Raw genomic sequence first — 24,060 nt, 5'->3', positions numbered from 1 at the left:
TGACCTCGACAGGCTCGGCCAGCGAGAGGAGGTCCTCGACAGGCTCGGCCAGCGAGAGGAGGTCCTCGACGAGCTCGGCCAACGAGAGGGAGGCCTCGACGAGCTCGGCCAACGAGAGGGAGGCCTCGACGAGCTCGGCCAACGAGAGGGAGGCCTCGACGAGCTCGGCCAACGAGAGGGAGGCCTCGACGAGCTCGGCCAACGAGAGGGAGGCCTCGACGAGCTCGGCCAACGTGAAGGGTTCAGACGACGCGGAGGGTCCAACCCTTGTCTGCCATGACCTCGCGCAGGTGTTCGGCCTGGGTGGGCGAGACCTGCACCGAGAGGTAGCCCACCTCGCGGGTGCTGCCGTGTTCGATCGAGAGGTCCTCGACGTTGACGCCCTCGGCGCCGATGTCCGCGAACAGGTGCGCCAGGGCACCGGGGGTGTCGGGGATCTCGATGACGACGGACTCCCACTCCACCGGGCCGCTGCCGTGCTTGCCGGGCAAGGTCCTGGCGCCGTCGCGGCCGCGGGCCATGAAACCCTCCAGGCCGGTCGGATCGTCCAGTACGACGAACAACTCGTCCAGGTCGCGACGAATCCCCTCCAGCTCCAGCCGGATGGCCGACGAGTTCGCCTGGATGATCTGGCGCCACAACACGGGATCGGAGGCGGCGATGCGGGTGACGTCGCGAACCCCCTGGCCGGCCAACTGCAGGTGGCGCTCGGGGACGTCGCGCAGGTTCCCGGCGGTGAGGCTGCTCATCAGCTGTGGGACGTGGCTCACCCGAGCCACCGCCTCGTCATGGTCGGCCGCCTCCATCTCCACCAGGCGCGCGCCACAGGTGCGGGCCAGCTGCCGAACCCGCTCCACGTGCTCGGGGGCGTTGTCGAGCCGGGGGCAGACCACCCAGGTCCGGTCGACGAACAACTCGCCACTGGCCGTGAGCGGACCGGCGAATTGTGAACCAGCCATCGGGTGCGAACCGACGTAGCGGCTGATGTCGGCACCAGTGGCCCGCAGCTTGTCCAGCACGCGCCCCTTCACCGAGGAGACGTCGGTCACCACGGCGTCCGGGGACAACTCCAGCGCCTCCAGCACCTCCTGCACCACGGCCGAGGGCGGCGTGGCGACCACCACGAGACGGATGGTCTCGGTCTGGGGGAAGTCGATCAACCCCGCCCCCAGGCCCGCCGCGACCACGGCGTGCACGTTCGAGGCGTCCACCAGGTGCACGCGTTCACCGGCGCTGGTCAGCGCCATGCCGATGGAGGCGCCGATCAGGCCGGCGCCGATCACCACCACGGGACCCAGCTCACCCGTGGTGGGAACCAGGCTCACTGGCCACCCTTCTGGACGAAGCTGCGCACATAGTCGTCGGCATTGCTCTCCAGCAGGGTGTCGATCTCGTCGAGCAGGGCGTCGAAGCCCTCGTCGGAGCTCGACGTGGACTGTGCGCCCTGGCCCTGCTGCGCCACGGCGTCTTGTTCGTGGCCGGTACGGGTGCGATTGACCCGCTGCTGCTCACTCACGACTCTCGCCTCTCAAATGCTGGAACTGGAATCCCAGCCTAGCGACTTCCACAGCTCCACCAGGGCCAGTGGCCCGTCCACGGACTCCAGCCGACTGCGCCATTCCTGCTCGCCGCCCACCAGCGGCGAGGTGAGGTGCAGGGTTGCCACCCCGGTGGGCGTCGCCAGGCTGATCCGGTCCCAGTTGGCGGCCACCACGTGCGGTGCGAATCGGGACAGCAAGGTGCCGCGCAGCCAGGCCCGGGTCTGCCGGGGCGGTTGGGTCATGGCCCGCGATACCTGGTCGTCGCCCACCAGCCGCTGCACGGCACCGCCAGTCTCCAACCTGTCGAACAGCCCCTCCGTCAGGTCGGCGTAGCGCAGGTCGAGGGCAGACAACCGGGGGTCATCCCACCCGCAGCCATGCCGGGCGCGCACAGCCTCGAGCAGGCGCAGTTTGGTCACCCAGTCCACCCGATCGGCGCAGCGCATCGGATCGACGTCCAGGTCGTCGAGGATCCGGCCCCAGTGCTCCAGCACCAGGCTGGCATCCGCGATGGTGTCGGGACTGCCTGCCACCTGCTGTGCCTGCTCCCACCACAGCCTTTGCAGCTCCACGGCGGTGCGCGCCTGCCCGTCGGTGCACGGGACCCGCACGCGGCAGCTGGGATCACGGCTGAAGGTGCACATGGCCGCCACCGGGTCGCTGGGCTGCGGGACCCGGGCCCCGGCTCGGATCGCCTGCAGCACCAACTGCGCCGATCCCACCTTCACCAGGGTGGCCACCTGGTTGAGGGTGGCGTCGCCGGTGATGACGTGCAGCCGACGGTACTCACGTTCGTCGGCGTGCGGCTCGTCTCGGGTGTTCACCAGGGGTCGACGCACCGTGGTCTCCAGGCCCACCAGGCGCTCGAAGAAGTCCGCGCGCTGGCTCGTCTGGAAACCAGGATCCTGCCCTTGCTGCCCCAGACCCACCCGTCCGGCGCCGCAAACCACCACCCGGCTGGCCAGATGTCCGGGGAACTGCTCGACGATCAGCTCGAAGGGCAGGCTGCGCGGCAGCAGGTAGTTCTCGTGACAGCCATAGCTGCGGCCCTTGTTGTCGGTGGTGTTCTTCACCAAGTGGATCCGCAAGCCGGTGCGCTCGGCCGCGCGTTGGGCCGCCAGGGTGTGGATGCGGTCGCCGGCACGGTCCCAGGTCACCGCGTCACTGGCCGTCAACACCTCGGGTCCCGACCATTCGGGATGGGCGTGGTCGACGTAGCTTCGTCCCCCATTGCCCAGCAACCGGTTGGCCTGGCGCACCTCGTCGGTCAGCAGGTCGGGATGGGCCACGCGTCGCGGGAGCACCGTGCCACGGGCATCGACCAGCGGGTGCTCGTCGGCATAGTCCCACGTGGTGCCCGGCGCCTCGACCGCCTGCACCACCGCCTCGGACAGGCTGATCGGATCGGGGACGCGCTGGCCGGGCTCGAGCCCGGTGACGAAGACGCCGTACTCGGTTTCCAGACCCACCACGCTCATGAACGGAGCCTAGCCCGGCACGGCTGGACGGCGGCCCCGCGGCAGCTCGGTAGCATCGGCGCCATGAGCAAACAGGTTGTGCTGGCCGTTGACCTCGTTCTGGTCGTCATCTTCTCCATCATGGGAGTCCTCAGCCATTCCGGCAGTCTGGTCGAGCGCCTGATCCCCGTGGCCTGGCCCTTCCTGACCGCGTGCATGGTGGCCTGGGCAATCCTGCTGTTGCGTCGACGCGACGTGGGGAGCCTGGCCTCGGGTGTCTTCGTCTGGCTGGTCACCGTGGTGGGTGGCCTCAGCCTGCGCGTCGCCGCCGGCAGCACCGCGGCGACCGCCTTCATCATCGTCACCGCAGTCACCCTGGCCCTCTTCCTGATCGGCTGGCGACTGCTGCTGCGCAAGAAGCTGCGCCAGCCCGCGGCCGTCTCCCACGGCTGACTCAGCCACCAGCCGGGGATTGACCTCAGTCAAGGGCTTGGCCGTGGGACTGCCCCACCAGCGTGCGCAGGAAGACGATCCGCTCCCCTCGCCTGCCACTGATGCGTGCCCAGTCGTCGGGATTGGTGGTGTTGGGAAGGTCCTCGTTCTCGACGTACTCCGCGCGGCAGGCATCGACGATCCCCTGCACCGAGACCCCTCCCGACCCGCCGGCCAGCTCGTCCTTGATGGCTGACTTCTTGGCGCGGTCGACGATGTTGCGGATCATCGCGCCGGAGGCGAAGTCACCGAACCACAGCACCTCCTTGGCTTCGCTGGCATAGGTCACCTCCAGGAAGCGGTTCTGGTCGGTGTGCGCGTAGATCTGCTCACAGGCCAGCTCGATCAGCTCGTGCACTCCAGCCACCTCCGGATGCAGGGGCGTCTGCTCGGTGAGGTACTTGGCGAAGATCTCCGCGGCGCCCTCACGGGTGGGGCGCTCCAGCTTGATCTTCACGTCCAGGCGGCCCGGACGCAGGATCGCCGGATCGATCATGTCCTCACGGTTGGAGGCGCCGATCACGATGACATTGTCGATGCCCTCCACGCCGTCGATCTCGCTGAGCAGCTGCGGGACGATGGTGTTCTCCACGTCGGAACTCACGCCGGAGCCGCGGGTGCGAAAGAGCGAGTCCATCTCGTCGAAGAAGACGATCACCGGCCTGCCCTCACTGGCGAGTTCCCGGGCGCGCTCGAAGATCGCCCGCACCTGGCGTTCCGATTCCCCCACGTACTTGTTGAGCAGCTCGGGGCCCTTGATGTTGAGGAAGCAGGAACCGCCCCGGCCGTCGGCCCCCGAGCCCAAGGAATTGGCCACCGCCTTGGCGATCATCGTCTTGCCGCAGCCGGGAGGGCCGTAGAGCAGGATCCCCTTGGGTGGGGTGAGCTGGTAGCGGCGGTACGCGTCGCGGTGCAGGAAGGGCAGCTCGACGGCATCACGGATCTGTTCGATCTGTGCGCCCAGGCCACCGATGTCGGCATAGCTGACGTCGGGCACCTCCTCCAGCACCAGTTCCTCGACGCGGCTGCGGGCCACCCGTCCCAGCACCAGGCCGGCCTGACGGTCCACCAGCACCGTGTCACCCACGGTGAGGCTCTTCGGGTCCAGGCTGGGCACCAGGCCCAGCAGCACCTCGTCCCCGCTGCTGGTCTGCACCACGGCCCCACCCGGCCCGGCCTCCACCACCGAGGCCAGGTCGCCGCGCGGCTGCGGATCACAGCGTTGTACCGCCACGCTGGACTCGTTGAGCAGTACCCCGTCGCCCGGGGCCGCCTCCGCCAGTACCTGTGGCAGCGCCGCCACACGCAGCAGCCGGCCCAGCGCCGCCACCTCCAGGGTGGCCGGAAAGTCCTCCTGCGCCTCGTGCAGGGCGACCACCAGGCCCCGGGTCAGCGGCGGTTCGCTGAGGGCATCCACCTCGGCCTTCAGCGTCACCAGTTTCTGGCGAGCCTCGCGCAGCGTGGCGTTGAGCTTCTCGTTCTGCGCGGCCAGGCTGCGCGCATCGGAGCGGGCGTCCTGCATGCGTCGCTCGGCGATCTCCAGCCGATGGTTGTACCCCTGACCGGAGGTGAAGGGTTGCTCGACGCCGACCATGGCTCAGCTCTCCTGCTCGGGGACCTGCTGGTTGCTCATCGGGACATTCTTGGGGCGCGGACCGTGGTAGTCGGGCCCGTAGGCACCCGGTGCCGGGCGACGCTTGCGCATCGGCGCCTCCACTCCCGGGGCCAGGCGACGGCTGTGCACCAGGAAGCCGGTGTGGCCGGTGCTGCCGTGGCCGGGGCGGATCGCCAGCCCCTCGGCATGCCACTCGCGGGTGGTGGTCTCGGTGGCCTGCGGCTCGGTCCACCCGCCATGGGTGCGCAGGGTGTCGGCCACCCGTCCGAGCTGCGTGGCCGTGGCGACGTAGCAGGTCAGCACGCCACCGGGCACCAGCACGTCGCCTACCGCATCGATGCACTCCCAGGGGGCAAGCATGTCCAGCACGGCGCGATCGATGGGTTCGTCGCGGATGGACTCGACCAGGTCACCCACCGTCAGGTTCCAGGCCGGGTGCGGCTGCCCCAGAAAGTTCTCCACGTTCTTGCGGGCCACCTCGGCGAAGTCCTCCCGGCGCTCATAGGAGTTGAGCTGACCCTCTGGACCGATGGCGCGCAACATCGCGATGCTCAGGGCGCCCGAACCCACACCGGCCTCCAGGACGCGCGCCCCGGGGAAGATGTCACCCCACATCAGGATCTGCGCGGCATCCTTGGGATAGATGACCGCTGCCTCGCGCGGCATCGCCACCATGTAGTCGCTCATCAAGGGGCGCAGCACCAGGAAGGTCATGTTCCCGGCGGTGACGGTGATGCCCTCCGGCTTGCCGATCATCTCCTCGTGCCGCACCCCGCCCTTGGAGGAGTTGAAGCTCTTGCCGGGCGTGAGCAGCACCGAGTGACGCCGACCCTTGGTGTCACTGAGCGTCACCCGCTCCCCCGCCTGCAAGAGGCCCCCGGTGACACCCGAGTAGTGCGGGGTGACCGGCGGCGGGGGTGCCACCAGCTTGGCGGGCTGGCCGATGCAGCGCCGGTAGAGCTGGAAGAGCTGGCCGGTGGTGACCTGGTCCAGGCTGTCGATGACCACGCGACGACGCGCGTCGGGGATGGGAACGGTGGAGGGCACCGCGACCACCACTGCGCCGGCAGCGTTGGCCGACGTGGCCCCGGTGGGTGAGTCCTCCACCACCAGGCACTTGGTGATGTCGACGCCGAGCAGTTCCGCGGCCCGACGGTAGGGCTCGGGATCGGGCTTGTTGGCGGTCACCTCGTCGCCCCCCACGATCACCTCGAAGCCCAACTCGGGCAGGGTGGCGAGCACCGCCTCCAGGATGTTGCGCGGGGTGGAGCTCACCAGGGCCATCCGCACCCCCTGGTCGCGCATCTCGTCGACCAGCTCGCGAGCACCCGGCAGGAAGAGCGACTCACCGCGGGTGGTCATCGCCTCGACGGCCTTCTGCTGCAGCACCGCCAGCGTGTCGGCCTGGGTGACCCCCTCGCCGATCCGCTCGGCGAAGATCTGGCTGAGCGCCCAGACGGACTGGCCCACCAACGCAGCGGAGTCCTGTTCGGTCCACTCCTGCCCGTAGTGCGCCATCGTGGCCATCTCGCACTGGGTCCAGATGGGTTCGGTGTCCACGATCGTGCTGTCGAAGTCCCACAGGACGGCAGCGGGACGCGCGGCGGTGTAGGCAGTCTTGTTCATGATGGCCGCCATTCTTCCAGAGCGGGCCAAGCCAACGCGCACGCCGCATGCTGCAGGGTGGATTTCCTCCGCACGACGGAGCAGATTCCTACCAAAGGAGCAGGTCATGGCCCGGTTGGTGCGAAAGGATTGGGTGCATCATCCACCACACATGAGGGGATCCCTACATGAGCAACGACCAGCCCGGCACTCCCGAACCGCAGGAGCGGCCCGCCTTGGACTACCCGGCTCCGGCCGTGCCTGCACCGCAGGGGTCCGGCGCCAGGCCCGCTCCGCCGGCCTTTGGAGGCCAGCCCTACCCGGCACCGGCCCAGCGCCAGACGGGCTGGTTCAAGAAGGGCTTCGGGCTGGGTGCGGGCGGTGCGCTGGGTGCCGGTGGTGTGCTGCTGGCCCTGTCGATCATCGGCAGCATGGTGACCGGGGCGATCCTCGCCGGCGCCACGGCCGGCCTGTCGGAGATCGGCAAGACCGCCGGCTCCGAGACCTACGAGACCGTCTGGGGCGAGCAGGATGCCAGCAAGACGCTGCGCGCCATCGACGTGCGCGGCCCGATCATGGCCGGCGCCGACCAGGGCATGGGCCTGACCGCCGCCACCTACGGCTACGAGGTGGCCGACACCATCGACAAGATCGGCAAGGACGACGTCGACGGGTTGGTGCTGCGGCTCGACACCCCGGGTGGCACCATCAACGGTTCCCGCGCCATCGGTGAGGCCATCGAGCGCTACCAGAAGCGCACCGGCAAGAAGGTGCTGGCAGTGGTCGAGGGCATGAGCGCCTCGGGCGGCATGTTCGCCATGGCGCCCGCCGACAAGATCGTCGCCGACCACGGCACGCTGGTGGGCTCCATCGGCGTCATCTCGGGCCCCTTCCAGCAGTACAAGGACGTCAAGGCCATCGACGGCGGTCTGCTGGGTGAGGGCGTCACCACCGAGGGCGGCATCACCAACGAATACATCACCCAGGGCAAGGGCAAGGACTTCGGCAATCCCTACCGCGCCATGACCGCCGAGGAGCGCAAGACCTGGAGCGACGGCCTGGCCAAGGAGTACGGCAGCTTCGTCGGCTGGGTGAGCAAGTACCGCGGCATCCCGGAGGCCACGATCCGCGACGACCTGGGGGCACACATCTTCGACCCCGAGACGGCCAAGCAGAAGAAGCTGGTCGACGACGTGATGAACCGCGACAACGCCTACCGCGAGGCCGCGAAGATGAACGGCCTCGACCCGGCCGACACCAAGCTGGAGGCCGCGGCCGTCCCCGGCTTCCTCGACAGCCTGCTGGGCGTCGAGTCCCGCATCCCCGGCCAGGCCCCCGCCGTGGAGGCCGAGCAGGGCAAGCTGCAGGTGACCAGCGTCATCTGCTCCGGCCAGCCGCAGGTCCTGGCGTGGAACGGGCCGACCGCCCAGTTCTGCGGCCGCTGACCACCCCTCGACAGGCTCGGGCAACGCCCCCCTCGACAGGCTCGGGCAACGAACCCGTCCCCGAGCCTGTCGAGGCAAACCGGCGGCCGAGCCTGTCGAGGCCCTACTTCGCGTTGAAGTACTTGGCCTCCGGGTGGTGCACCACGATCGCGTCGGTGGACTGCTCCGGGTGCAGCTGCAGCTCCTCGCTCAGCTCCACCCCGATGCGCCACGGCTCAAGCAGCTCCACCAGCTTGGTGCGATCCTCCAGCTCCGGGCAGGCCGGGTAACCGAAGGAGTAGCGAGAGCCGCGGTAGTCCTGCTTCTGGATGGCCTTGTCGATGTCGGAGTTGGTGGCGGCATAACCCAGTTCCTCACGGGTGCGGGCATGCCACATCTCCGCCAGCGCCTCGGTGAGCTGCACGCTCAGCCCGTGCAGCTCGAGGTAGTCGCGGTAGGAGTTCGCCTCGAACAGCTTCGCCGTCTCGCGCGCCACCGCCGAGCCCATGGTGACCAGCTGCATCGGCAACACGTCGGGGCCGTGCGCGTCGAACTCCTCCTTGTCGCGGAAGAAGTCGGCCAGGCAGAGTCGACGGTCGCGACGCTGCCGCGGGAAGGTGAAGCGTGCCGCCTCGCGGCCGTGGTCGTCGGGATCGAGCACCACCAGCGTCTCGTCGGCGGAATAGCACGGGAAGTATCCGTGCACCACGGCGAACTCCGCCAAGGCCTCGGTCTTGATGCGGTCCAGCCACATCCGCAGGCGCGGGCGTCCCTCGGTCTCCACCAGCTCCTCGTAGGAGGCACCGTCCCGCAAGCCCTTGAGGCCCCACTGGCCCAGGAAGGTGGCCCGCTCGTCGAGCCATTCGGTCACCTCGGCGAGCTGGATCCCCTTCACCACGCGGGTGCCCCAGAAGGGCGGGGTGGGCACGTCGACGCCACCCTCGGGCGTGGGGCGGGCGACGTCGCTGCGCACGCCCAGTTCGGGCTCGGCGATCTCGACGCTCGGTCCGCGAGGGACGCGACGGGGCTTGACGTCGGGCAGCTTGGCGCCCGGCTCGCCGCGCTTGACCGCCATCACGGCATCCATCAACGCCAGGCCCTCGAAGGCGTCCTTGGCGTAGCGCACCTCACCCGAGAACTGCTCGTTGAGGTCGTGCTCGACGAAGGCGCGGGTCAGCGCGGCACCACCCAGCAGCACCGGGTACTTGGTGCCCAGGCCCTGCTGGTCGAGCTCGGCCAGGTTGTCCTTCATCACCATGGTGGACTTCACCAGCAGACCGCTCATGCCGATCGCGTCGGCATTGTTGGCCTCGGCCGCCTCGACGATGGCGCTGATCGGCTGCTTGATGCCCAGGTTGACCACGGAATAGCCGTTGTTGCTCACGATGATGTCGACGAGGTTCTTGCCGATGTCGTGCACATCGCCCTTCACGGTGGCCAGCACGATCGTGCCCTTGCCCGAGGTGTCGTCGGTGACCTCCATGTGGGGTTCCAGGTAGGCCACCGCGGTCTTCATCACCTCAGCGGACTGCAGCACGAAGGGCAGCTGCATCTGGCCCGAACCGAACAGGTCGCCCACCACCTTCATGCCGGCCAGCAGGTCCTCGTTGATGATGTCCAGGGCCGGCTTGGTCTGCATCGCCTCGTCGAGGTCTTCCTCCAGCCCCTTCGCCTCACCGTCGATGATGCGACGCTGCAACCGTTCGGCCAGCGGCAGTGCCGCCAGCTCTGCGGCTCGGGAAGCACGCATGTCTGCGGCCTTGACGCCCTCGAAGAGCTCGAGGAACTTCTGCAGGGGGTCGTAGCCCTCACGACGCCGGTCGTGGACCAGGTCGAGGGCGACCTCGCGCTGCTCGTCGGGGATCCGGTCCATCGGCATGATCTTGGCGGCGTGCACGATGGCCGAATCGAGCCCCGCCTGCACGCACTCGTGCAGGAAGACCGAGTTCAGCACGATGCGGGCGGCCGGGTTGAGTCCGAAGGAGATGTTCGAGACGCCCAGGGTGGTCAGCACTCCCGGGTAGCGTCGCTTGAGCTCACGGATCGCCTCGATGGTCTCGATGCCGTCGCGGCGGGTCTCCTCCTGGCCGGTGGCGATCGGGAAGGTCAGGCAGTCGACGAGGATGTCGCCCACATCCATGCCCCAGTTCTGGGTCAGGTCCTCGATGAGCCGGCTGGCCACGCGCACCTTCCACTCGGCGGTGCGCGCCTGGCCCTCCTCGTCGATGGTCAGCGCGACGACCGCCGCTCCGTGCTCGCGCACGATGGGCATCACGCGCGCATAGCGGCTGGTGGGGCCGTCACCGTCCTCGAAGTTCACAGAATTGATCACGCAGCGCCCCGCCAGCGTCTCCAGGCCGGCCTCGATGACCTCCGGTTCGGTCGAGTCGAGCATGATCGGCAGGGTCACGGCGGTGGTGAAGCGGCTGGCCAGGGCACGCATGTCGGCGGCGCCATCGCGCCCGACGTAGTCGGTGCACAGATCCAGCAGGTGCGCACCGTCGCGGATTTGCGCCTTGGCGATCTCGACGCACTCGTCGAAGTTGCCGGCCAGCATCGCCTCCCGGAAGGCCTTGGACCCGTTGGCATTGGTGCGCTCGCCGATGCTCAGGTAGCTGGCGTCCTGGGCGAAGGGCACCTCGGTGTAGAGGCTGGAGGCCGCGTTGACCTCCTCCGGCTGCCGCGGGGCGACCGGCCGGCCCCCGATGGCCTGGTCCAGTACCCGGATGTGCTCGGGGGTCGTGCCACAGCAGCCGCCCACCACGCTCAGGCCGTAGTCGGTGGCATAGCGGTCCAAGGCCGTGGCCAATCCCTCGGCATCCAGCGGGTAGGTGGCGCCGTTGGGGCCGAGCACCGGCAGCCCGGCATTGGGCATGCAGCCCACGCCGACGCTGGAGTGCTTGGCCAGGTGTCGCAGGTGCTCGCTCATCTCGGCCGGGCCAGTGGCGCAGTTCATGCCGATCACGTCGACCCCGAGCGGTTGGATTGCGGTGAGCGCGGCGCCGATCTCGCTGCCCAGCAGCATCGTGCCGGTGGTCTCCACCGTGATGTTGACGAAGATGGGAAGGTCGACGCCCGCCTCTTCCCGGGCGCGCTTGGTGGCGATGATGGCGGCCTTGGCCTGCAGCAAGTCCTGGCAGGTCTCGATCTGCACCGCGTCGATGCCGCCGGCGATCATGGCAGTCACCTGGCGCTGGTACGCGTCGCGGATCGCGGTGAAGGTGATGTGGCCCAGGGTGGGCAGCTTGGTGCCCGGCCCGATCGATCCCAGCACGAAGCGGGGCTTGTCGGGGGTGGTGAACTCGTCGGCCACGCGGCGGGCGATCCGCGCGCTCGCCTCGGCCAGTTCCTCGATCCGGTCGCTGATGCCGTACTCCCCCAGCGCCGCGAGGTTCGTGCCAAAGGTGTTGGTCTCCACCAGGTCGGCCCCGGCCTCCAGGTAGGCGCGGTGAATGCCCTCGATGACATCCGGCCGAGTGACCGAGAGCACCTCATTGCATCCTTCGAGGTTCTCGAAGTCATCCATGGTCAGCTCGACGTCCTGCAACATCGTGCCCATCGCCCCGTCGGCCACGAGAACTCGGCGGGTCAACAGGTCGCGAAGAGAAGAAGTCATGATTTCAACACTACGTTGGTGTGAACATCCTCACCCTCCGGTGACGATGGGTGGACACCCTCAAGCTCGGCCCGACGGCCCCGATCATGTCGAAGGGCAAGGAGGTCAAGTCGGAACTGGTCTGGGCCCGCGCCGGTTCCGCCCTGGACCCCGACCGGCCCTGAAGCACGCGGCGAGCGCGCGGGGCCTGCACCACACCCGGTGCAGGCCCCGAGCCGTCAGGGACGCAAGATCACCTTGGTGGCACGTCGCTCGTCCATCGCCCGGTAGGCCGCGGCGACCTCGCTGAGTGGCAGCTCGAGGTCGAAGACCTTGCCGGGTTCGATCCGGCGCTGCCACACCAGCTGCAGCAAGTCCTCCAGATAGGCCCGCACCGGGGCCACCCCACCGTGGATGCCCTTGTTCTGCCAGAACATCTGCTCCACGTCCACCCCACCGTGCGGCAGTCCGACCACGCCCATCATCCCGCCGGGACGCAGGGCCTCGGCCGCCTGGTTGCGGGCATCCTCGGTGCCCACGCACTCCAGCACCGCATCGGCCCCGATGCCGTCGGTCAACTGCTGGATGCGGGTCACACCCTCCTTGCCCCGCTCGGCGACGATGTCAGTGGCGCCGAATTCGCGCGCCAGCGCCTGCCGGTCTGCGTGGCGGCTCATCGCGATCACCCGCTCGGCCCCCAGTTGCACGCTGGCCAGCACGGCCGACAGCCCCACCGCCCCGTCCCCGACCACGGCCACCGTCATGCCCGCCCCGACCCCCGCGCAGACCGCGGCATGCCACCCGGTGCACATCACGTCCGACAATGCCAGCAGGTGGGGAACCAGGTCATCGTCGGGCCGGCCCGGGGTGGCGACCAGCGTGCCGTCGGCCTGCGGGATGCGGATCAGTTCGGCCTGGCAGCCGTCGTAACCGCCGCCGTTGGGGCAGTTGGCGTGAGCCCCCTTGCGGCAGGTTGCACAGTCATTGCAGCTGTACTTGAAACCGCCCACCACGAAGTCGCCCACCGAGACACGCGTGACGGCATCGCCAACCGCCTCGACGACACCCACGTACTCGTGCCCGATCGGGGTGGGCGCCTCGACCACGTTGATGCCCCGGTAGCGCCACAGGTCCGAGCCGCACACGCACGCGGCCACCGTCCGGACGATCGCATCGGTGGGTTCCTGGATGACCGGATCCGTTCGTTCCTCGTAGCGGACGTCTCGCTCGCCGTGAATCACTGCTCCATGCATGCAGCCCATTGCAGCACAGGCCCACCCTGCGCGGTGACGGACTAGTGTTGAGCGCATGGCTGATTCCCTCTCGCACCTGCGCCACCCGGTGGTCGTGATGGCCTTCGAGGGCTGGAACGACGCCTCCGACGCCGCCACCCACGTGGTGGACCACCTGGGCCTGGCCTATGACGCCGACGTCATCTTCGAGATCGACGGGGAGGACTACTACGACTTCCAGGTGAACCGGCCACGCGTCAGTGGCACCGGGGACCAGCCGCGTGTGGTCGAGTGGCCGGCGGTGCAGATCTCCGTGGCCGAACTGCCCGAACGCGACGTGGTGCTGGTCAGCGGTCCCGAGCCCAACCTGAAGTGGCGCTCCTTCAGCGCTGCCCTGGTCTCGGCGCTGCGCAGCGTGCGGCCCGAGCTGGTGGTGGTGCTGGGCGCGATGCTCACCGACTCACCCCATTCGCGCCCGCTGCCGGTCACGGGAACCTCGAATGACCCGGAGCTGGCGAGCCGTCTGGGGCTGGAACCGTCCAACTACGAGGGCCCCACCGGGATCGTCGGCGTGGTCGCCGAGGCTGCCCGCAGTGCCGGCATGCCGGTGGTCTCCCTGTGGGCGCAGGTGCCGCACTACGTCTCGGATCCACCCAATCCCAAGGCCACGCTGGCACTGCTGGTGCGCATCGAGGACCTGCTGGAGGCTCCGCTGGACCTCGGCAACCTGCCAGACCAGGCGCAGGCCTGGGAGCGCGGGGTCAACGAGCTCGCCAGTGAGGATCCCGACGTGGCCGAGTACATCGCTCGGCTCGAGGCCGCCCAGGACGAGGAGAGCCTTCCCGCCGCCACTGGTGATTCGATCGCCGCCGAGTTCCAGCGCTACCTGAGGCGACGCAACCAGGGCCGCTGACTCCCGGCGCCCCCGGCAGGGCTCCTTCAGTCGTGTGCTCGGCCGGCGGCCTCGTCGGCGGCGCGCACGCTGCGCACGAAGAGCCAGATGACCAGGCCGAAGATCGGCAGCGCCACCAGGTTGAAGCCCACCAGCGTCGCTCCGGCACCCACCAGGGCCAGCAGGACCAGACCACCCAGCAGCAGCACGACCGCAGCCCGGCCGGTCCAGCTGGCGGCAGCCGCCTGACCGGAGTACCACGCCTCGTCGGAGACCTGGGTGCTCGCCGTCCGGATGCCCAGCGCGGAATTGGGATGCAGCCGACGTCCGCCCGCGGCCCAGGCGATGACGCCCAGCAGCGATCCCAGCACCACCATCAGGCTGGCGACCAGCAGCGGAGTCGTCATGCTCAGTGCCTGCAGGCCTGGATCGCCTTGTCGCGCAGGTCGTTGACCATCGCGTCGGGATCATCGGCCCGGTAGACGGCCGATCCGGCGACGAAGGTGTCCGCGCCGGCCTCGGCGCAGCGCTCGATGGTCTCCAGCGAGACTCCGCCGTCCACCTGCACCCAGATGTCCTGGCCGGTCTTGGTGACCAGCTCCCGGGTGCGACGGATCTTCGGCAGGACCAGGTCGAGGAACTTCTGGCCTCCGAAGCCGGGCTCCACCGTCATCAATAGCACCATGTCCAGCTCGGCGAGCATGTCCTCGTAGGGCTCGATCGGGGTGGCCGGCTTGAGGCCCATGGACGCCCGCGCGCCCTGGGCACGGATCTCGCGTGCCAACCGAATGGGCGCATCGGAGGCCTCCACGTGGAAGGTGACGCTCTCGGCACCCGCCTCGGCATAGGCCGGGGCCCACCGGTCGGCATTGGCGATCATCAGGTGGATGTCGAGGAACTTCTCGGTGTTCTTGCGGATGCACTCCACCACCGGCAGGCCCAGCGTCAGGTTGGGGACGAAGTGGTTGTCCATCACGTCCAGATGGACCGCATCCGCGCTGGGGATGCGGGAGATCTCCCCGGTCAGGTTCGACAGGTCGGCGTTCAGGATGGACGGTGTGATGCGCATGGCCATGCGGCAAGCCTATCGACGTAGGCTCGGGGCCATGGAACGTGACCTCGACATCACCGTCTTCGGCGCCACCGGATTCGTGGGCCGGCTGATCGCCGCCGAGCTGCTGGCCCAGGCGCCGCAGGGCACCACGATCGCGCTGGCCGGCCGGGACCGCGATCGGTTGCGGGACTTGGCGGGCGGCCTGGGACGGCCGGAGGTCCCGCTGCTGGTGGCCGATGCCTTCGATCCGGCCTCCCTGTCAGAGATGGCACGGCGCAGCCGCGTGGTGGTTTCGGTGGTGGGGCCCTACACCAAGTACGGCATGGCGACGGCCGGTGCCTGTGCCCAGCACGGCACCCACTACGTGGACCTCAACGGTGAGGTGCTCTTTGCCCGCGACATGATCGACGCCTACGACCAGGCCGCCAGGGCCAGCGGCGCCAGCCTGGTCACCGCCTGCGGATTCGACTCGGTTCCCTCCGACCTAGGGGTCCTGCTGGCCGCCGACGCCTGCGCCGCGGCCGGAGGCGGGGAGCTGTTGGGCACCACCATGCACCTGCGCAGCTTCTCCGGGGGCATGTCCGGCGGCACGATCGATGCGCTGCGCACCCAGATCGACGCGTCGCGCCACGGTGTGCGCACCCCAGGACGCTCCTCGTCGGATCCCTATGCGTTGAGCCCGGATCGCGACGCCGAACCCGAGCCCCGCGGGCGTCGCAACTCCTTCGTCTGGCTGGAGAGCTCCGCCGACACCCGCGAGTTCGCCGCCCCCTTCTTCATGGCCCGCTACAACGAGCAGGTCGTGCGGCGCAGCAATGCGCTGCTGGGCTGGCGCTATGGTCGCGGCTTCCGCTACCGCGAGATGCACGACACGGGCCGCGGCCTGCCGGGCCTTGCCAAGGGCGTCGGGATCGCCGCGGCTCTACCGGCCTTCGTCGCCAGCCTCGCCACGCCGGGCCTGCGGCACGTGGCCGACCGGGTGCTGCCCTCCCCCGGCGAGGGCCCCAGTGAACGCTCGCGGGAACGCGGCCACTTCACGATGGAGGTGCACGCCGACACCACCTCGGGCCGACGGGTAGTCGCGACGGTGGCCGACCAACGTGACCCGGGCTACCAGGGAACGGCGGTGATGATCGGCGAGGCGGCACTGGCCCTGGCCCACGACGAGGGGCTCGCCACGGGAGTCACCACACCGGCGGTGGCCCTGGGCCAGCCCTATGCCCAGCGACTGCGGGCGCGCGGCTTCACCCTCGACGCGAAGGTCCACTGACGCAAGGGTCCACTGACGCGAACCCGGCCCGGCATCCCCGGAGCGCTGCGCCCCGGGCGGCTCACCACTGCCAGCTGATCTCGTGCAGCCCGGCCACGGCATTGCGCAGCACGGCCTGCACCCCGTGCTCCCCGCGGTAGAGCAGGTCCGGGTGCAGCGTCACGGACTGGTCCACGGGGTGATGGGTGCTGAGGCCGATCTCCCGGGGCATCTCCCCCTCGAAGGTGACCTCCAGCACCAGCTGGTCTATCTGCTGCTTCAACGCGTAGCCCATGGCATTGCTCTGCGGACTGTCCCCGTCGAAGGCCATCTCGTGTCCGAGCAGCACACGCCCGCCGCGTTCCACCGAATGGTCCAGCTGGAACTCGACGACAGTCAGGTCCTCGGCCACCCTCACCTCACGATTGATGCGGGCCAGGCCCAACGCCGTGGCACGCGAGTACCCGTCGTTGCCCTCCACCACCACTGACCAGCCGCGTGCGTGCGCCGAGATCGCCTGAACCATGGCCCAGGTCTGGGTGGTGTGCCTGCGACGTTGCTCGTCGATCACCGCCCGGTAGTGAACCGACAGGAAGCGCCAGTCGACGGAGCTCGCCAACTGGAATTCCTGTCTTGCCTGTTCCAGCAGTTCGCGCCGGTTGAGCACCTTGGCCAGCGTATGGCTGCCACCTGGTTGCGGCATGTGCGAGACCAGCCAGCCGGCCTCGGTCTCCAGGATCTCCTCCAGCGCTCGCACGATCTCACGAGAGCGATTCCTGGCGGGGCGGGAGCGCCCGGTGCACCAGTAGCTCAGGCTCGCCTCCGAGACCGACAGACCGCGTTCCTGCAGTCGGTGCCGCAGCCTGGCCAAGGACAGACCCCGCTGCTGGATCGCCTGGGTGAGTCGGCGAGCGAACTCACCCTCTGAGCCGGGGGCGCTCATCGACGTCTCAACAGTGCCAGGAACATCGCGTCGGTGCCGTGACGGTGTGGCCACAGCTGGACGAAACGCTCGTCGGTCAGGGCCCGGGGCTCGGGCACCTCGGGAAGGTGGGCCGGCGCGTCCAGGATCTCGACGCGGTCGTCGGCCACCGCGGTGACCACCGCGCTGGTCTCGGCCCGATGCGGGGAGCACGTGACATAGGCGATCACCCCACCGGGTGCGGTCGACTCGATCGCCGACTCGAGCAGGTCTCGCTGCAGCTGGTGCAGCTCGTGGACCTCATCCGGAGTGCGACGCCACCGGGACTCGGGGCGTCGGCGCAGCGAACCGAGCCCCGAACAGGGCACGTCGGCCATCACCCGGTTGAAGGAGCCGGGCTGCCACTGCGGCTTGGTGCCGTCACCCACCACCACCTGCCACTGGTTCACCGGGTAGGCCATCAGCGCCTTGCGCACCAGGTCTGCCCGGTGCTGGTGTGCCTCGTTGGCCAGCAGCGTGGCGCCGTCCTGCTGGGCCAGGCCGGTCAGCAGCGCGGCCTTCCCGCCGGGGCCAGCGCACAGGTCGAGCCAGCGCTTCTGCTGCTGGGTGGGGCTGTGGTCCTCGACGCGTGTCAGGGCCAGGGCCACCAGCTGCGAACCCTCGTCCTGCACGCCCGCCCGGCGCTGGCGTACCGCGGCAAGTTCCGAGGGGTTGCCCTCCCGGATCACGCCGAAGGGCGAATAGGGGGTGGGCGACGCCGACTCGCCCAGCAGCTCGTCGCGCTCGGCCAGGCCGGGCCGCACCACCAGGGTGGGCACCGGCGGCACATTGTCTGCCTGCAGCGCTGCCTCCAGCTCGTCCTCGGGCAGTACGGCCGCCCAGGCGTCGACGATCCAGCGGGGATGACCGGTGCGCAGCGCCAGGGCGCCCCGTTCGCCCATCCCGGCGGTGAGTTCGTCGAGCCACTCGTCGAAGCTGCGGGCGGCAACCTTGCGGATGATCGCGTTGACCACTCCGGTGGTGCGCTCCCCCAGGGCGATCCCGGCCAGGTCGACCGACGTGGAGACGGCCGCATGGGTGGGGGTGCGCATGGCCATCAACTGGTGGGTGCCCAGGCGCAGTACGTCGACGATCGCCGGTTGGAGGGTGCCCAAAGCACGGCCACCGGCCGCTTCGATGATGCGGTCGTAGGTGCCCTCCCAGCGGCAGGTGCCGTTGACCAGCTCGGTGCACAGCGCCGCTTCCTGCGAGGTCAGGTCGTGGGCACGTTGCTGCTCGGCCAGGGCCAGATTGGCGTAGGCACCGCTGGCGTGCACGTCACGCAGCGTGTCGAAGGCGGCCATCCGGGCCAGGTCGATGAAGCGGTCGGGCTGACGACGCTGGTCGCGGGGGCTCATGCCTGGGCTCCGTCCGTGTCGAAGGCCTCGGGCAGCTGGTGCACACCACGGGCCCAGTCCGCTCCGGCCATCTGCTTCTTGCCGAAGGCCTGCACCTGCAGCAGTTCGAGGGGATGGTCGCCGGTGCCCACCAGCAGCTGCCGCTTGGTGGCGTGCAGCTGACCGGGCCGCAGCACGTCCACTGCGTCGGGGAGGCTGGCCACACGCGCCAGCGATACCTTGAAGCGCTGGCCCTCCAGCGTGGTCCACGCCCCGGGGCTGGGGTGGGCTCCCCGAACCATGGCAGCGATCTGTTGGGCCGGTTGGCTCCAGTCGATCCGCGTCTCGGCGACGGTGATCTTGGGCGCCAGGCTGATGCCTTCGGCCGGTTGTGGCTGCGGCTGGGCACCGGAGGCGATGCTTGCCAGCGTGTCCACCATCAGGCCAGCCCCACGTCCGGCCAGACGCGCGAGCAGATCGGCCGAAGTGTCCAGTTCACCGATGGGCTCGGTGATGCTTCCGTAGACCGGGCCGGCATCCAACTCCGGCACGAGGCGGAAGGTGGTGGCGCCGGTCAGGCTCTCCCCCGCCATGATGCTGCGCTGCACCGGCGCTGCGCCGCGCCAGGCGGGCAGCAGGGAGAAGTGCAGGTTCACCCAACCGTGGGTGGGAATCGCCAGGACGTGTTCGGGCACCAGGGCGCCGTAGGCCACCACCGGGCATGCCTCCGGCTGCTTGGCCGTCAGCCAGCCGACGAAGTCCTCGTCACGGGGGTGCTGGGGCTTGACCACCTCCAGGCCCAGTTCCTGGGCCCGCACGGCCACCGGAGAGGCGGTGAGCTTCTTGCCGCGGCCGGCCGGCGCATCCGGACGGGTGACCACCCCCAGCACCTCGTGACCTGCTTCGACGAGTGCGTCGAGAGTGGGGACTGCAACCTCCGGTGTTCCGGCAAAGACGATCTTCACGCGGCCAACCTATCCTGATCGCCCTAGAGGCTCCTGTGAGTCCGTGGCCGCTACTGCAACTCCACAGGGTCGACTCGCACCCGCACCGCACCGGGGGCCTTCTTGGCCGATCGCACGGCACTGGCCGCCTTCACCGCGGCCACCAGCTCACGACCAAGGGGCAGGGGCGTGCGCAGGGTCAGGCGTGAGACCTCCGCCTCGCCCACGGTGCCCACCGGCACCGGTCCGAGCACGTCGACCACCTCCGGCAAGGTGGCCTGCTGCACCATCTCCTCCACGGCCGCGGCCGTGCCCTCCAGCGTCACGAACTTGACCGCCGGCGGGAAGCGGGCCTCGAAGCGATCCGCCAGCTCCCGCGCGGCGAAGCCTGGCGGGTCCACCCTCACCAGGGCCTGCACGGTGCGGTCATCACTGGGCCCCACCACGGCCACGGTGCCGCCGTCGAGGCCCGGGCGCACCAGACCGAGCACGTTGCACCACCTGCGCAGTGCCTCCTCGGAGACCCTCAGGTCTGGCCGCGACAGCTGCATCAGGGTGTCCAAGAGCACCGCCGCCGAGTAGCCGCCCTCGGCGACCGGTTCGGCTCCGGGCGTGGCGATCACCAGCGCGGGCGTGCTGCCCACCTGTTGGCGCACGTGGTCACCTGAGGAATCCACCACCGTCGTGCCGGGAAAGGCACGTCCCAACTCCTCGCCGGTGCGGGTGGAGCCCACCACGGGGGCACGCAGCCGGTGGTCACCGCAGGTCTGGCAACGCCACCCGACCACGAGGTGCCCGCACCAGCGGCACGACAACTGCTGGGTGCCCTCCCGCCGCTGCCCCTGCACCGGCCCCTGGCAGGAGGGGCACCGCACCGAGGTGCGGCAGGTCTGGCAGGACAGGGCCACCAGGTAGCCCTGCCGCGGCACCTGGATGAGCACCGGCCCGGAGACCAGCCCGCGACGGATGGTCTCGAAGACCAGGTTGGGCAGGCGCACCTGGGCGGCCATCGGGTCGCGCTCCAGGGCGCGGTCGGAGTCGGCGGCCACCCGGACGGCGGGCGCCTGCTGACGCGCCTGCGCACCGGGCAGTTCGACGGGCAGGAGCCAGCGCCGCTCCACCCACTGCTGCACCTCGCAACTGCGGCCCCGAGCGGCCAGCAGCAGCGCACACTTCTGTTGGGTGGCCCGAATCGCTGCGACGTCCCGGGCATGGAAGTAGGGGGCCCGGGGCTCCGACCACAGGTCGTCCCCGTCATCCCACAGGGCCACCAGCCCCAGCTCGTGGACCGGCGCGAAGACCGCGGCCCGGGTGCCGATCACCACCTGGGCCTGCCCCCGGGACATGGCCAGGAAGTTGCGGTAGCGCGCCGAGGGGCCCAGATCGGCGTGCAGCACGGCGATCGCGGCCCCGCCCACCACCGTGGCGACACGCTCCCGCAGCGCCTCCAGATCCTTCACGTCGGGTACCAGCAGCAGCACCCCTCGCCCGGAGCGCAGCGTCGCGACGGTGGCCTGGGCCAGACCCTGCCACGGATCCTGCGCGGCGCTGGGGGCCACCTGCCAGAAGGTGCGCGGCGACTGCCCCTGCGCCAAGCGGTCGAGCAGGTCCGTGCCCAGCGGGTATCCCGGCAGGGGGCCTTCGACCGATTCGGGCAGGTCCGGTTCGGGCCACGGTTTTTGTTCGGCCTTCTCGGTGGCGGCATGACGCGGCGGGACGGCCAGCCGCAGCACGTCGCTGAAGGTCCCGGCGCAGTGGTCGGCCACCGCCCTGACCAGCGCCACCTGCTCGGGGCCCAGCACGGGCTCGGAACTGATGACCTTCTCCAGCTTGGCCAGCTTCACCCCCGAGTCACTGGAGGCCAGCCGCTCCACGACGAAACCGTCCCGCAGCTTGCCGGCGAAGCGCACTCGCACCCGGGCCCCCGGCACCGCGGCCTCGTCGAGTGCCTCGCCCACCTCGTAGTCGAAGAATCGATCAAGGTGCGCCAAGGGCACGTCGACGGCACAGCGAGCCACGGGCAGATCCATCACCTCACCGATGGTAGGCGCTGGCACTGACAGCTCCAGCCCGCCTGTCGCTACTGTGTCGGGGTGAACGCTCCCCTCGATCCGCCTGACGACGTCACCGCCAGACGCCTGTTGACCTACGTCGGCGCCGGCCTGGTGGCAGGAGGTGCCACGGTCACCGACGCCGAGAACGAGGTGCGTCGGCTCGGGAGCCATCTGGGCCACCGCAATGTCCAGGTCTCCGCCACCCCCACCGCGATCACGCTGGCCCTGGACTCGGGAGAGCCGGCCACGGTGGAGCGCGTGGAGGGCGGCATGCGGCTGGACCAGTCGCTGCACGTGGGTGAGGTGCGACGAGACCTGCTGGCCGGCCGGATCGACATCGCCCAGGCAGTGGCCGGGCTCGGCGCGGCCCGCGGGCTGCGCCACCTCTATGGCCGCCCCGGTTTCTACGGTGGCCTGGTCCTGGTGTCGATGGGCATCTGCCTGATCATGCAGCCCTCCCCGCTCAACGTGCTGCTGGCTGGGCTGTGCTCCTTGATGGTCAGCTTCCTGATGCGCGCCTCGAGCCGCCACGCGCTGCTGGCCGCCCTGCTTCCCAGCGTCGCCGCACTGGTGGTCTCGCTGGTGATGCTCTCCGCGCACCGCGCGGGGATCATCGACGGGCCGCTGCGCACCTTGATCTGTCCCATCGCCGTCCTGCTGCCCGGTGCGCTGCTCAGCACCGGTATTGCCGAGCTCGCCACCGGGGCCATCGTCTCGGGCACCGCCCGCTTCTTCCACGGCATCGTCCAGTTGCTGCTCTTCGCCCTCGGCGTGGTGTCCGCCAGCCTGCTGCTGGGGATTCCCACCAGCGAGCTGACCAATACCCGCCTGCAAGACCTCGGGTGGTGGACCTTCCCCTTGGGCCTGTCGTTGATCGCGGTGGGCATCACCCTCTCGGAGTCGGTGCCCTGGCGCCTGTTCGGCTGGACCTCATTGGTGCTGGTGTGCACCTTCGTCACCCAGATGAGTGGCCAGACCTACGGCGGCTCCATGCCGGTTGGCGCCTTCTGCGGAGCCGTGGTGGCCAGCTTCCTGTCCACCGCCATCGAGTCCACCCGCAGCAATGTGCCCCGTCTGGTCACCTTCCTGCCCAGCTTCTGGCTGCTGGTGCCCGGCACGCTGGGCCTGATGGGCGTGACGACGGTGGGTCTCGGCACCGGCCAGGCCGACGCCGTCTACGGAGTCATCTCCTTCGTCGCGGCGATCGCGCTGGGCCTGCTGGTCGGCTCGGCCTTGGCGCTGCCCTTGCGACGCATCGCCCGACGCTTCCACCGCCGACGTCACTGACGCACCCCGCCGCCCCAGCCGCAGGGCTCCGATCCGGAGGGGGAAATGTCAGGGGCGCTGCACCACCGGTGGTGGTGCAGCGCCCCTGTGGCGTCCAGTCAGCGAATCGCTGCCTTCAGCTCGTCGACGCGGTCGAGCTTCTCCCAGGCCATGCCGGGCAGCTGCCGGCCGAAGTGGCCATAGGCGGTGAAGGTGGAGTACTTGACGTCCAGCAGCCCCAGGTCACGCACGATGGCGGCAGGGCGCAGGTCGAAGACCTCCAGCACGGCCTCACGGATGCTCTCCTCGGGAACCTTGCCGGTCCCGAAGGTGTCGACGTAGAAGCCCACCGGGTGGGCCTTGCCGATGGCGTAGGCCACCTGCACCTCACACTTTTCCGCCAGTTCGGCGGCCACCACGTTCTTGGCCACCCAGCGCAGCGCGTAAGCGGCGGAACGGTCCACCTTCGACGGGTCCTTGCCGCTGAAGGCGCCACCACCGTGGCGGGCCATGCCGCCGTAGGTGTCGACGATGATCTTGCGTCCGGTCACACCCGCATCGCCCATCGGGCCACCGATCACGAACTTCCCGGTGGGGTTCACGAAGGTCTTCATGCCTTCGGTGCGCAGGTCGTAGCGGGCCAGCACCGGGGTGATGACGTGCTTGACCAGGTCGGGCTCGATGGTCTTGTCGATGCTGACACCCTCGGCGTGCTGGGTGCTCACCACGATGGTGTCCACCCCCACCGGACGCCCCTTGTCGTCGTACTCGATGGTCACCTGCGTCTTGCCGTCGGGCCGCAGGTAGTCGAGGATGCCGTCCTTGCGCACGGTGCTCAGGCGCTCCGAGAGCCGGTGCGCCAGGTCGATCGGCAATGGCATGAAGGAGGGCGTCTCGCTGCATGCGTAGCCGAACATCAGGCCCTGGTCGCCGGCCCCCTGCCGGTCGAGCTCGTCGCCGGAGACGCCGGTACGGTTCTCGAAGGCCTTGTCGACGCCCTGGGCGATGTCGGGTGACTGCGACCCAATGGCGACGCTGACTCCGCAGGAGCGGCCGTCGAAGCCCTTGTCCGAGGAGTCGTAGCCGATGTCCAGCACGGTCTTGCGCGCCAGGCCCGAGATGTCTGCATAGGCCTCGGTGGTCACCTCTCCGGCAACCACGACGAGTCCTGTGGTGACCAGGGTCTCGACCGCAACGCGGGAACCCCGGTCCTTCTCCAACATGGCGTCCAGCACCGCATCGCTGATGGCATCGGCCACCTTGTCCGGATGGCCTTCGGTGACGGACTCCGAGGTGAAGAGCCTGCTCATGGATACTCCAATCTGTCCGGGCGACAAGCCCG

The 24,060-nt window shown here is 69.5% G+C and carries 19 protein-coding genes and 1 pseudogene; 5 read left to right on the top strand and 15 right to left on the bottom strand.

Annotation, left to right across the window (positions count from 1 at the left end; genetic code table 11):
- Nucleotides 1-124 precede the first annotated feature (124 nt).
- The 4 genes and pseudogenes from ACOAMO_RS12010 to dop all read right to left on the bottom strand — a co-directional run.
- Nucleotides 125-232: pseudogene (locus tag ACOAMO_RS12010) on the bottom strand (hypothetical protein); the annotation flags it as partial.
- Between the two features lie 10 nt (nucleotides 233-242).
- The gene (locus ACOAMO_RS12005; RefSeq protein WP_420175005.1) at nucleotides 243-1,325 is read right to left on the bottom strand and encodes a prephenate dehydrogenase; all 1,083 of its coding nucleotides are present in this window, start codon (nucleotides 1,323-1,325) and stop codon (nucleotides 243-245) included.
- Nucleotides 1,322-1,462 (bottom strand): ubiquitin-like protein Pup, encoded by a 141-nt coding sequence (locus ACOAMO_RS12000; protein ID WP_420177029.1) that lies wholly within the window; start codon nucleotides 1,460-1,462, stop codon nucleotides 1,322-1,324. The genes ACOAMO_RS12005 and ACOAMO_RS12000 overlap by 4 nt, the downstream gene beginning before the upstream one ends.
- 66 nt (nucleotides 1,463-1,528) lie before the next feature.
- A complete protein-coding gene (gene dop / locus ACOAMO_RS11995; RefSeq protein ID WP_420175004.1) occupies nucleotides 1,529-3,019 on the bottom strand; it encodes a depupylase/deamidase Dop in 1,491 nt (496 codons plus the stop codon).
- A 63-nt stretch (nucleotides 3,020-3,082) separates the two neighbouring features.
- Between dop and ACOAMO_RS11990 the strand changes: the two genes are divergently transcribed.
- Nucleotides 3,083-3,451 (top strand): DUF3054 domain-containing protein, encoded by a 369-nt coding sequence (locus ACOAMO_RS11990; RefSeq protein WP_420175003.1) that lies wholly within the window; start codon nucleotides 3,083-3,085, stop codon nucleotides 3,449-3,451.
- A gap of 25 nt (nucleotides 3,452-3,476) precedes the next feature.
- Here the strand turns inward: ACOAMO_RS11990 and arc are convergent, their stop codons facing one another.
- The gene (gene arc, locus ACOAMO_RS11985) at nucleotides 3,477-5,084 is read right to left on the bottom strand and encodes a proteasome ATPase (RefSeq protein WP_420175002.1); all 1,608 of its coding nucleotides are present in this window, start codon (nucleotides 5,082-5,084) and stop codon (nucleotides 3,477-3,479) included.
- A gap of 3 nt (nucleotides 5,085-5,087) precedes the next feature.
- Nucleotides 5,088-6,731 carry an HAD-IA family hydrolase gene (locus ACOAMO_RS11980; RefSeq protein ID WP_420175001.1) on the bottom strand — a complete coding sequence of 548 codons (1,644 nt, stop codon included), beginning with the start codon at nucleotides 6,729-6,731 and terminating at the stop codon, nucleotides 5,088-5,090.
- Between the two features lie 167 nt (nucleotides 6,732-6,898).
- On the opposite strand from ACOAMO_RS11980, the gene ACOAMO_RS11975 reads away from it, so the two are divergent.
- Nucleotides 6,899-8,155, top strand: coding sequence for a S49 family peptidase (locus ACOAMO_RS11975; RefSeq protein WP_420175000.1), 1,257 nt, complete (start codon nucleotides 6,899-6,901; stop codon nucleotides 8,153-8,155).
- Nucleotides 8,156-8,258: 103 nt separating this feature from the next.
- On the opposite strand, the gene metH is transcribed toward ACOAMO_RS11975, so the two are convergent.
- Both metH and ACOAMO_RS11965 read right to left on the bottom strand, forming a co-directional pair.
- A complete protein-coding gene (metH, locus tag ACOAMO_RS11970) occupies nucleotides 8,259-11,750 on the bottom strand; it encodes a methionine synthase (protein ID WP_420174999.1) in 3,492 nt (1,163 codons plus the stop codon).
- Between the two features lie 218 nt (nucleotides 11,751-11,968).
- Nucleotides 11,969-12,982, bottom strand: a complete 1,014-nt coding sequence (locus tag ACOAMO_RS11965) for a zinc-dependent alcohol dehydrogenase family protein (RefSeq protein WP_420174998.1) — start codon at nucleotides 12,980-12,982, stop codon at nucleotides 11,969-11,971.
- 55 nt (nucleotides 12,983-13,037) lie between these two features.
- On the opposite strand from ACOAMO_RS11965, the gene ACOAMO_RS11960 reads away from it, so the two are divergent.
- A complete protein-coding gene (locus ACOAMO_RS11960; RefSeq protein WP_420174997.1) occupies nucleotides 13,038-13,874 on the top strand; it encodes a PAC2 family protein in 837 nt (278 codons plus the stop codon).
- Nucleotides 13,875-13,900: 26 nt separating this feature from the next.
- Here ACOAMO_RS11960 and ACOAMO_RS11955 read toward each other — a convergent pair whose 3' ends face one another.
- Both ACOAMO_RS11955 and rpe read right to left on the bottom strand, forming a co-directional pair.
- Complete coding sequence (locus ACOAMO_RS11955; RefSeq protein ID WP_420174996.1) at nucleotides 13,901-14,260, bottom strand: SdpI family protein; 360 nt, start codon at nucleotides 14,258-14,260, stop codon at nucleotides 13,901-13,903.
- A gap of 2 nt (nucleotides 14,261-14,262) precedes the next feature.
- Complete coding sequence (gene rpe / locus ACOAMO_RS11950) at nucleotides 14,263-14,928, bottom strand: ribulose-phosphate 3-epimerase (RefSeq protein WP_420174995.1); 666 nt, start codon at nucleotides 14,926-14,928, stop codon at nucleotides 14,263-14,265.
- Between the two features lie 31 nt (nucleotides 14,929-14,959).
- Here rpe and ACOAMO_RS11945 point away from each other — a divergent pair, with 31 nt between their 5' ends.
- On the top strand, nucleotides 14,960-16,177 hold the full coding sequence (locus tag ACOAMO_RS11945; protein ID WP_420174994.1) for a saccharopine dehydrogenase family protein: 1,218 nt from the start codon (nucleotides 14,960-14,962) through the stop codon (nucleotides 16,175-16,177).
- A 61-nt stretch (nucleotides 16,178-16,238) separates the two neighbouring features.
- On the opposite strand, the gene ACOAMO_RS11940 is transcribed toward ACOAMO_RS11945, so the two are convergent.
- Genes ACOAMO_RS11940 through ACOAMO_RS11925 form a run of 4 tightly spaced genes read right to left on the bottom strand, consistent with a single transcriptional unit; the run spans nucleotide 16,239 to nucleotide 21,428 of the window.
- Complete coding sequence (locus tag ACOAMO_RS11940) at nucleotides 16,239-17,099, bottom strand: hypothetical protein (RefSeq protein ID WP_420174993.1); 861 nt, start codon at nucleotides 17,097-17,099, stop codon at nucleotides 16,239-16,241.
- A complete protein-coding gene (locus ACOAMO_RS11935; RefSeq protein ID WP_420174992.1) occupies nucleotides 17,096-18,475 on the bottom strand; it encodes an RsmB/NOP family class I SAM-dependent RNA methyltransferase in 1,380 nt (459 codons plus the stop codon). Before ACOAMO_RS11935 ends, ACOAMO_RS11940 begins: the two co-directional genes overlap by 4 nt.
- The gene (fmt, locus tag ACOAMO_RS11930) at nucleotides 18,472-19,419 is read right to left on the bottom strand and encodes a methionyl-tRNA formyltransferase (protein ID WP_420174991.1); all 948 of its coding nucleotides are present in this window, start codon (nucleotides 19,417-19,419) and stop codon (nucleotides 18,472-18,474) included. The genes ACOAMO_RS11935 and fmt overlap by 4 nt, the downstream gene beginning before the upstream one ends.
- 50 nt (nucleotides 19,420-19,469) lie before the next feature.
- Complete coding sequence (locus ACOAMO_RS11925; protein WP_420177028.1) at nucleotides 19,470-21,428, bottom strand: primosomal protein N'; 1,959 nt, start codon at nucleotides 21,426-21,428, stop codon at nucleotides 19,470-19,472.
- Between the two features lie 63 nt (nucleotides 21,429-21,491).
- Between ACOAMO_RS11925 and ACOAMO_RS11920 the strand changes: the two genes are divergently transcribed.
- The gene (locus ACOAMO_RS11920) at nucleotides 21,492-22,739 is read left to right on the top strand and encodes a threonine/serine ThrE exporter family protein (RefSeq protein WP_420174990.1); all 1,248 of its coding nucleotides are present in this window, start codon (nucleotides 21,492-21,494) and stop codon (nucleotides 22,737-22,739) included.
- Between the two features lie 98 nt (nucleotides 22,740-22,837).
- On the opposite strand, the gene metK is transcribed toward ACOAMO_RS11920, so the two are convergent.
- Nucleotides 22,838-24,028 carry a methionine adenosyltransferase gene (metK, locus tag ACOAMO_RS11915; protein ID WP_420174989.1) on the bottom strand — a complete coding sequence of 397 codons (1,191 nt, stop codon included), beginning with the start codon at nucleotides 24,026-24,028 and terminating at the stop codon, nucleotides 22,838-22,840.
- Between the last annotated feature and the right edge of the window lie 32 nt (nucleotides 24,029-24,060).

It is taken from the genome of Luteococcus struthionis, assembly GCF_048595755.1.
Lineage (GTDB): Bacteria > Actinomycetota > Actinomycetes > Propionibacteriales > Propionibacteriaceae > Luteococcus.
The sequence above is the reverse complement of the archived record's forward strand: the minus strand, read 5'-3'. Positions and strand labels throughout refer to the sequence as shown.

Excerpts from the sequence above, each read along its gene's own strand:
- ACOAMO_RS11945 (WP_420174994.1), top strand. The coding sequence starts at position 14,960 with ATGGAACGTGACCTCGACATCACCGTCTTCGGCGCCACCGGATTCGTG.
- ACOAMO_RS11925 (WP_420177028.1), bottom strand. The coding sequence starts at position 21,428 with ATGGATCTGCCCGTGGCTCGCTGTGCCGTCGACGTGCCCTTGGCGCAC.
- rpe (WP_420174995.1), bottom strand. The coding sequence starts at position 14,928 with ATGGCCATGCGCATCACACCGTCCATCCTGAACGCCGACCTGTCGAAC.
- arc (WP_420175002.1), bottom strand. The coding sequence starts at position 5,084 with ATGGTCGGCGTCGAGCAACCCTTCACCTCCGGTCAGGGGTACAACCAT.
- ACOAMO_RS11990 (WP_420175003.1), top strand. The coding sequence starts at position 3,083 with ATGAGCAAACAGGTTGTGCTGGCCGTTGACCTCGTTCTGGTCGTCATC.
- ACOAMO_RS11940 (WP_420174993.1), bottom strand. The coding sequence starts at position 17,099 with ATGAGCGCCCCCGGCTCAGAGGGTGAGTTCGCTCGCCGACTCACCCAG.
- ACOAMO_RS11975 (WP_420175000.1), top strand. The coding sequence starts at position 6,899 with ATGAGCAACGACCAGCCCGGCACTCCCGAACCGCAGGAGCGGCCCGCC.
- ACOAMO_RS11955 (WP_420174996.1), bottom strand. The coding sequence starts at position 14,260 with ATGACGACTCCGCTGCTGGTCGCCAGCCTGATGGTGGTGCTGGGATCG.
- dop (WP_420175004.1), bottom strand. The coding sequence starts at position 3,019 with ATGAGCGTGGTGGGTCTGGAAACCGAGTACGGCGTCTTCGTCACCGGG.
- ACOAMO_RS11980 (WP_420175001.1), bottom strand. The coding sequence starts at position 6,731 with ATGAACAAGACTGCCTACACCGCCGCGCGTCCCGCTGCCGTCCTGTGG.
- ACOAMO_RS11965 (WP_420174998.1), bottom strand. The coding sequence starts at position 12,982 with ATGCATGGAGCAGTGATTCACGGCGAGCGAGACGTCCGCTACGAGGAA.
- metH (WP_420174999.1), bottom strand. The coding sequence starts at position 11,750 with ATGACTTCTTCTCTTCGCGACCTGTTGACCCGCCGAGTTCTCGTGGCC.
- metK (WP_420174989.1), bottom strand. The coding sequence starts at position 24,028 with ATGAGCAGGCTCTTCACCTCGGAGTCCGTCACCGAAGGCCATCCGGAC.
- ACOAMO_RS11935 (WP_420174992.1), bottom strand. The coding sequence starts at position 18,475 with ATGAGCCCCCGCGACCAGCGTCGTCAGCCCGACCGCTTCATCGACCTG.
- ACOAMO_RS11960 (WP_420174997.1), top strand. The coding sequence starts at position 13,038 with ATGGCTGATTCCCTCTCGCACCTGCGCCACCCGGTGGTCGTGATGGCC.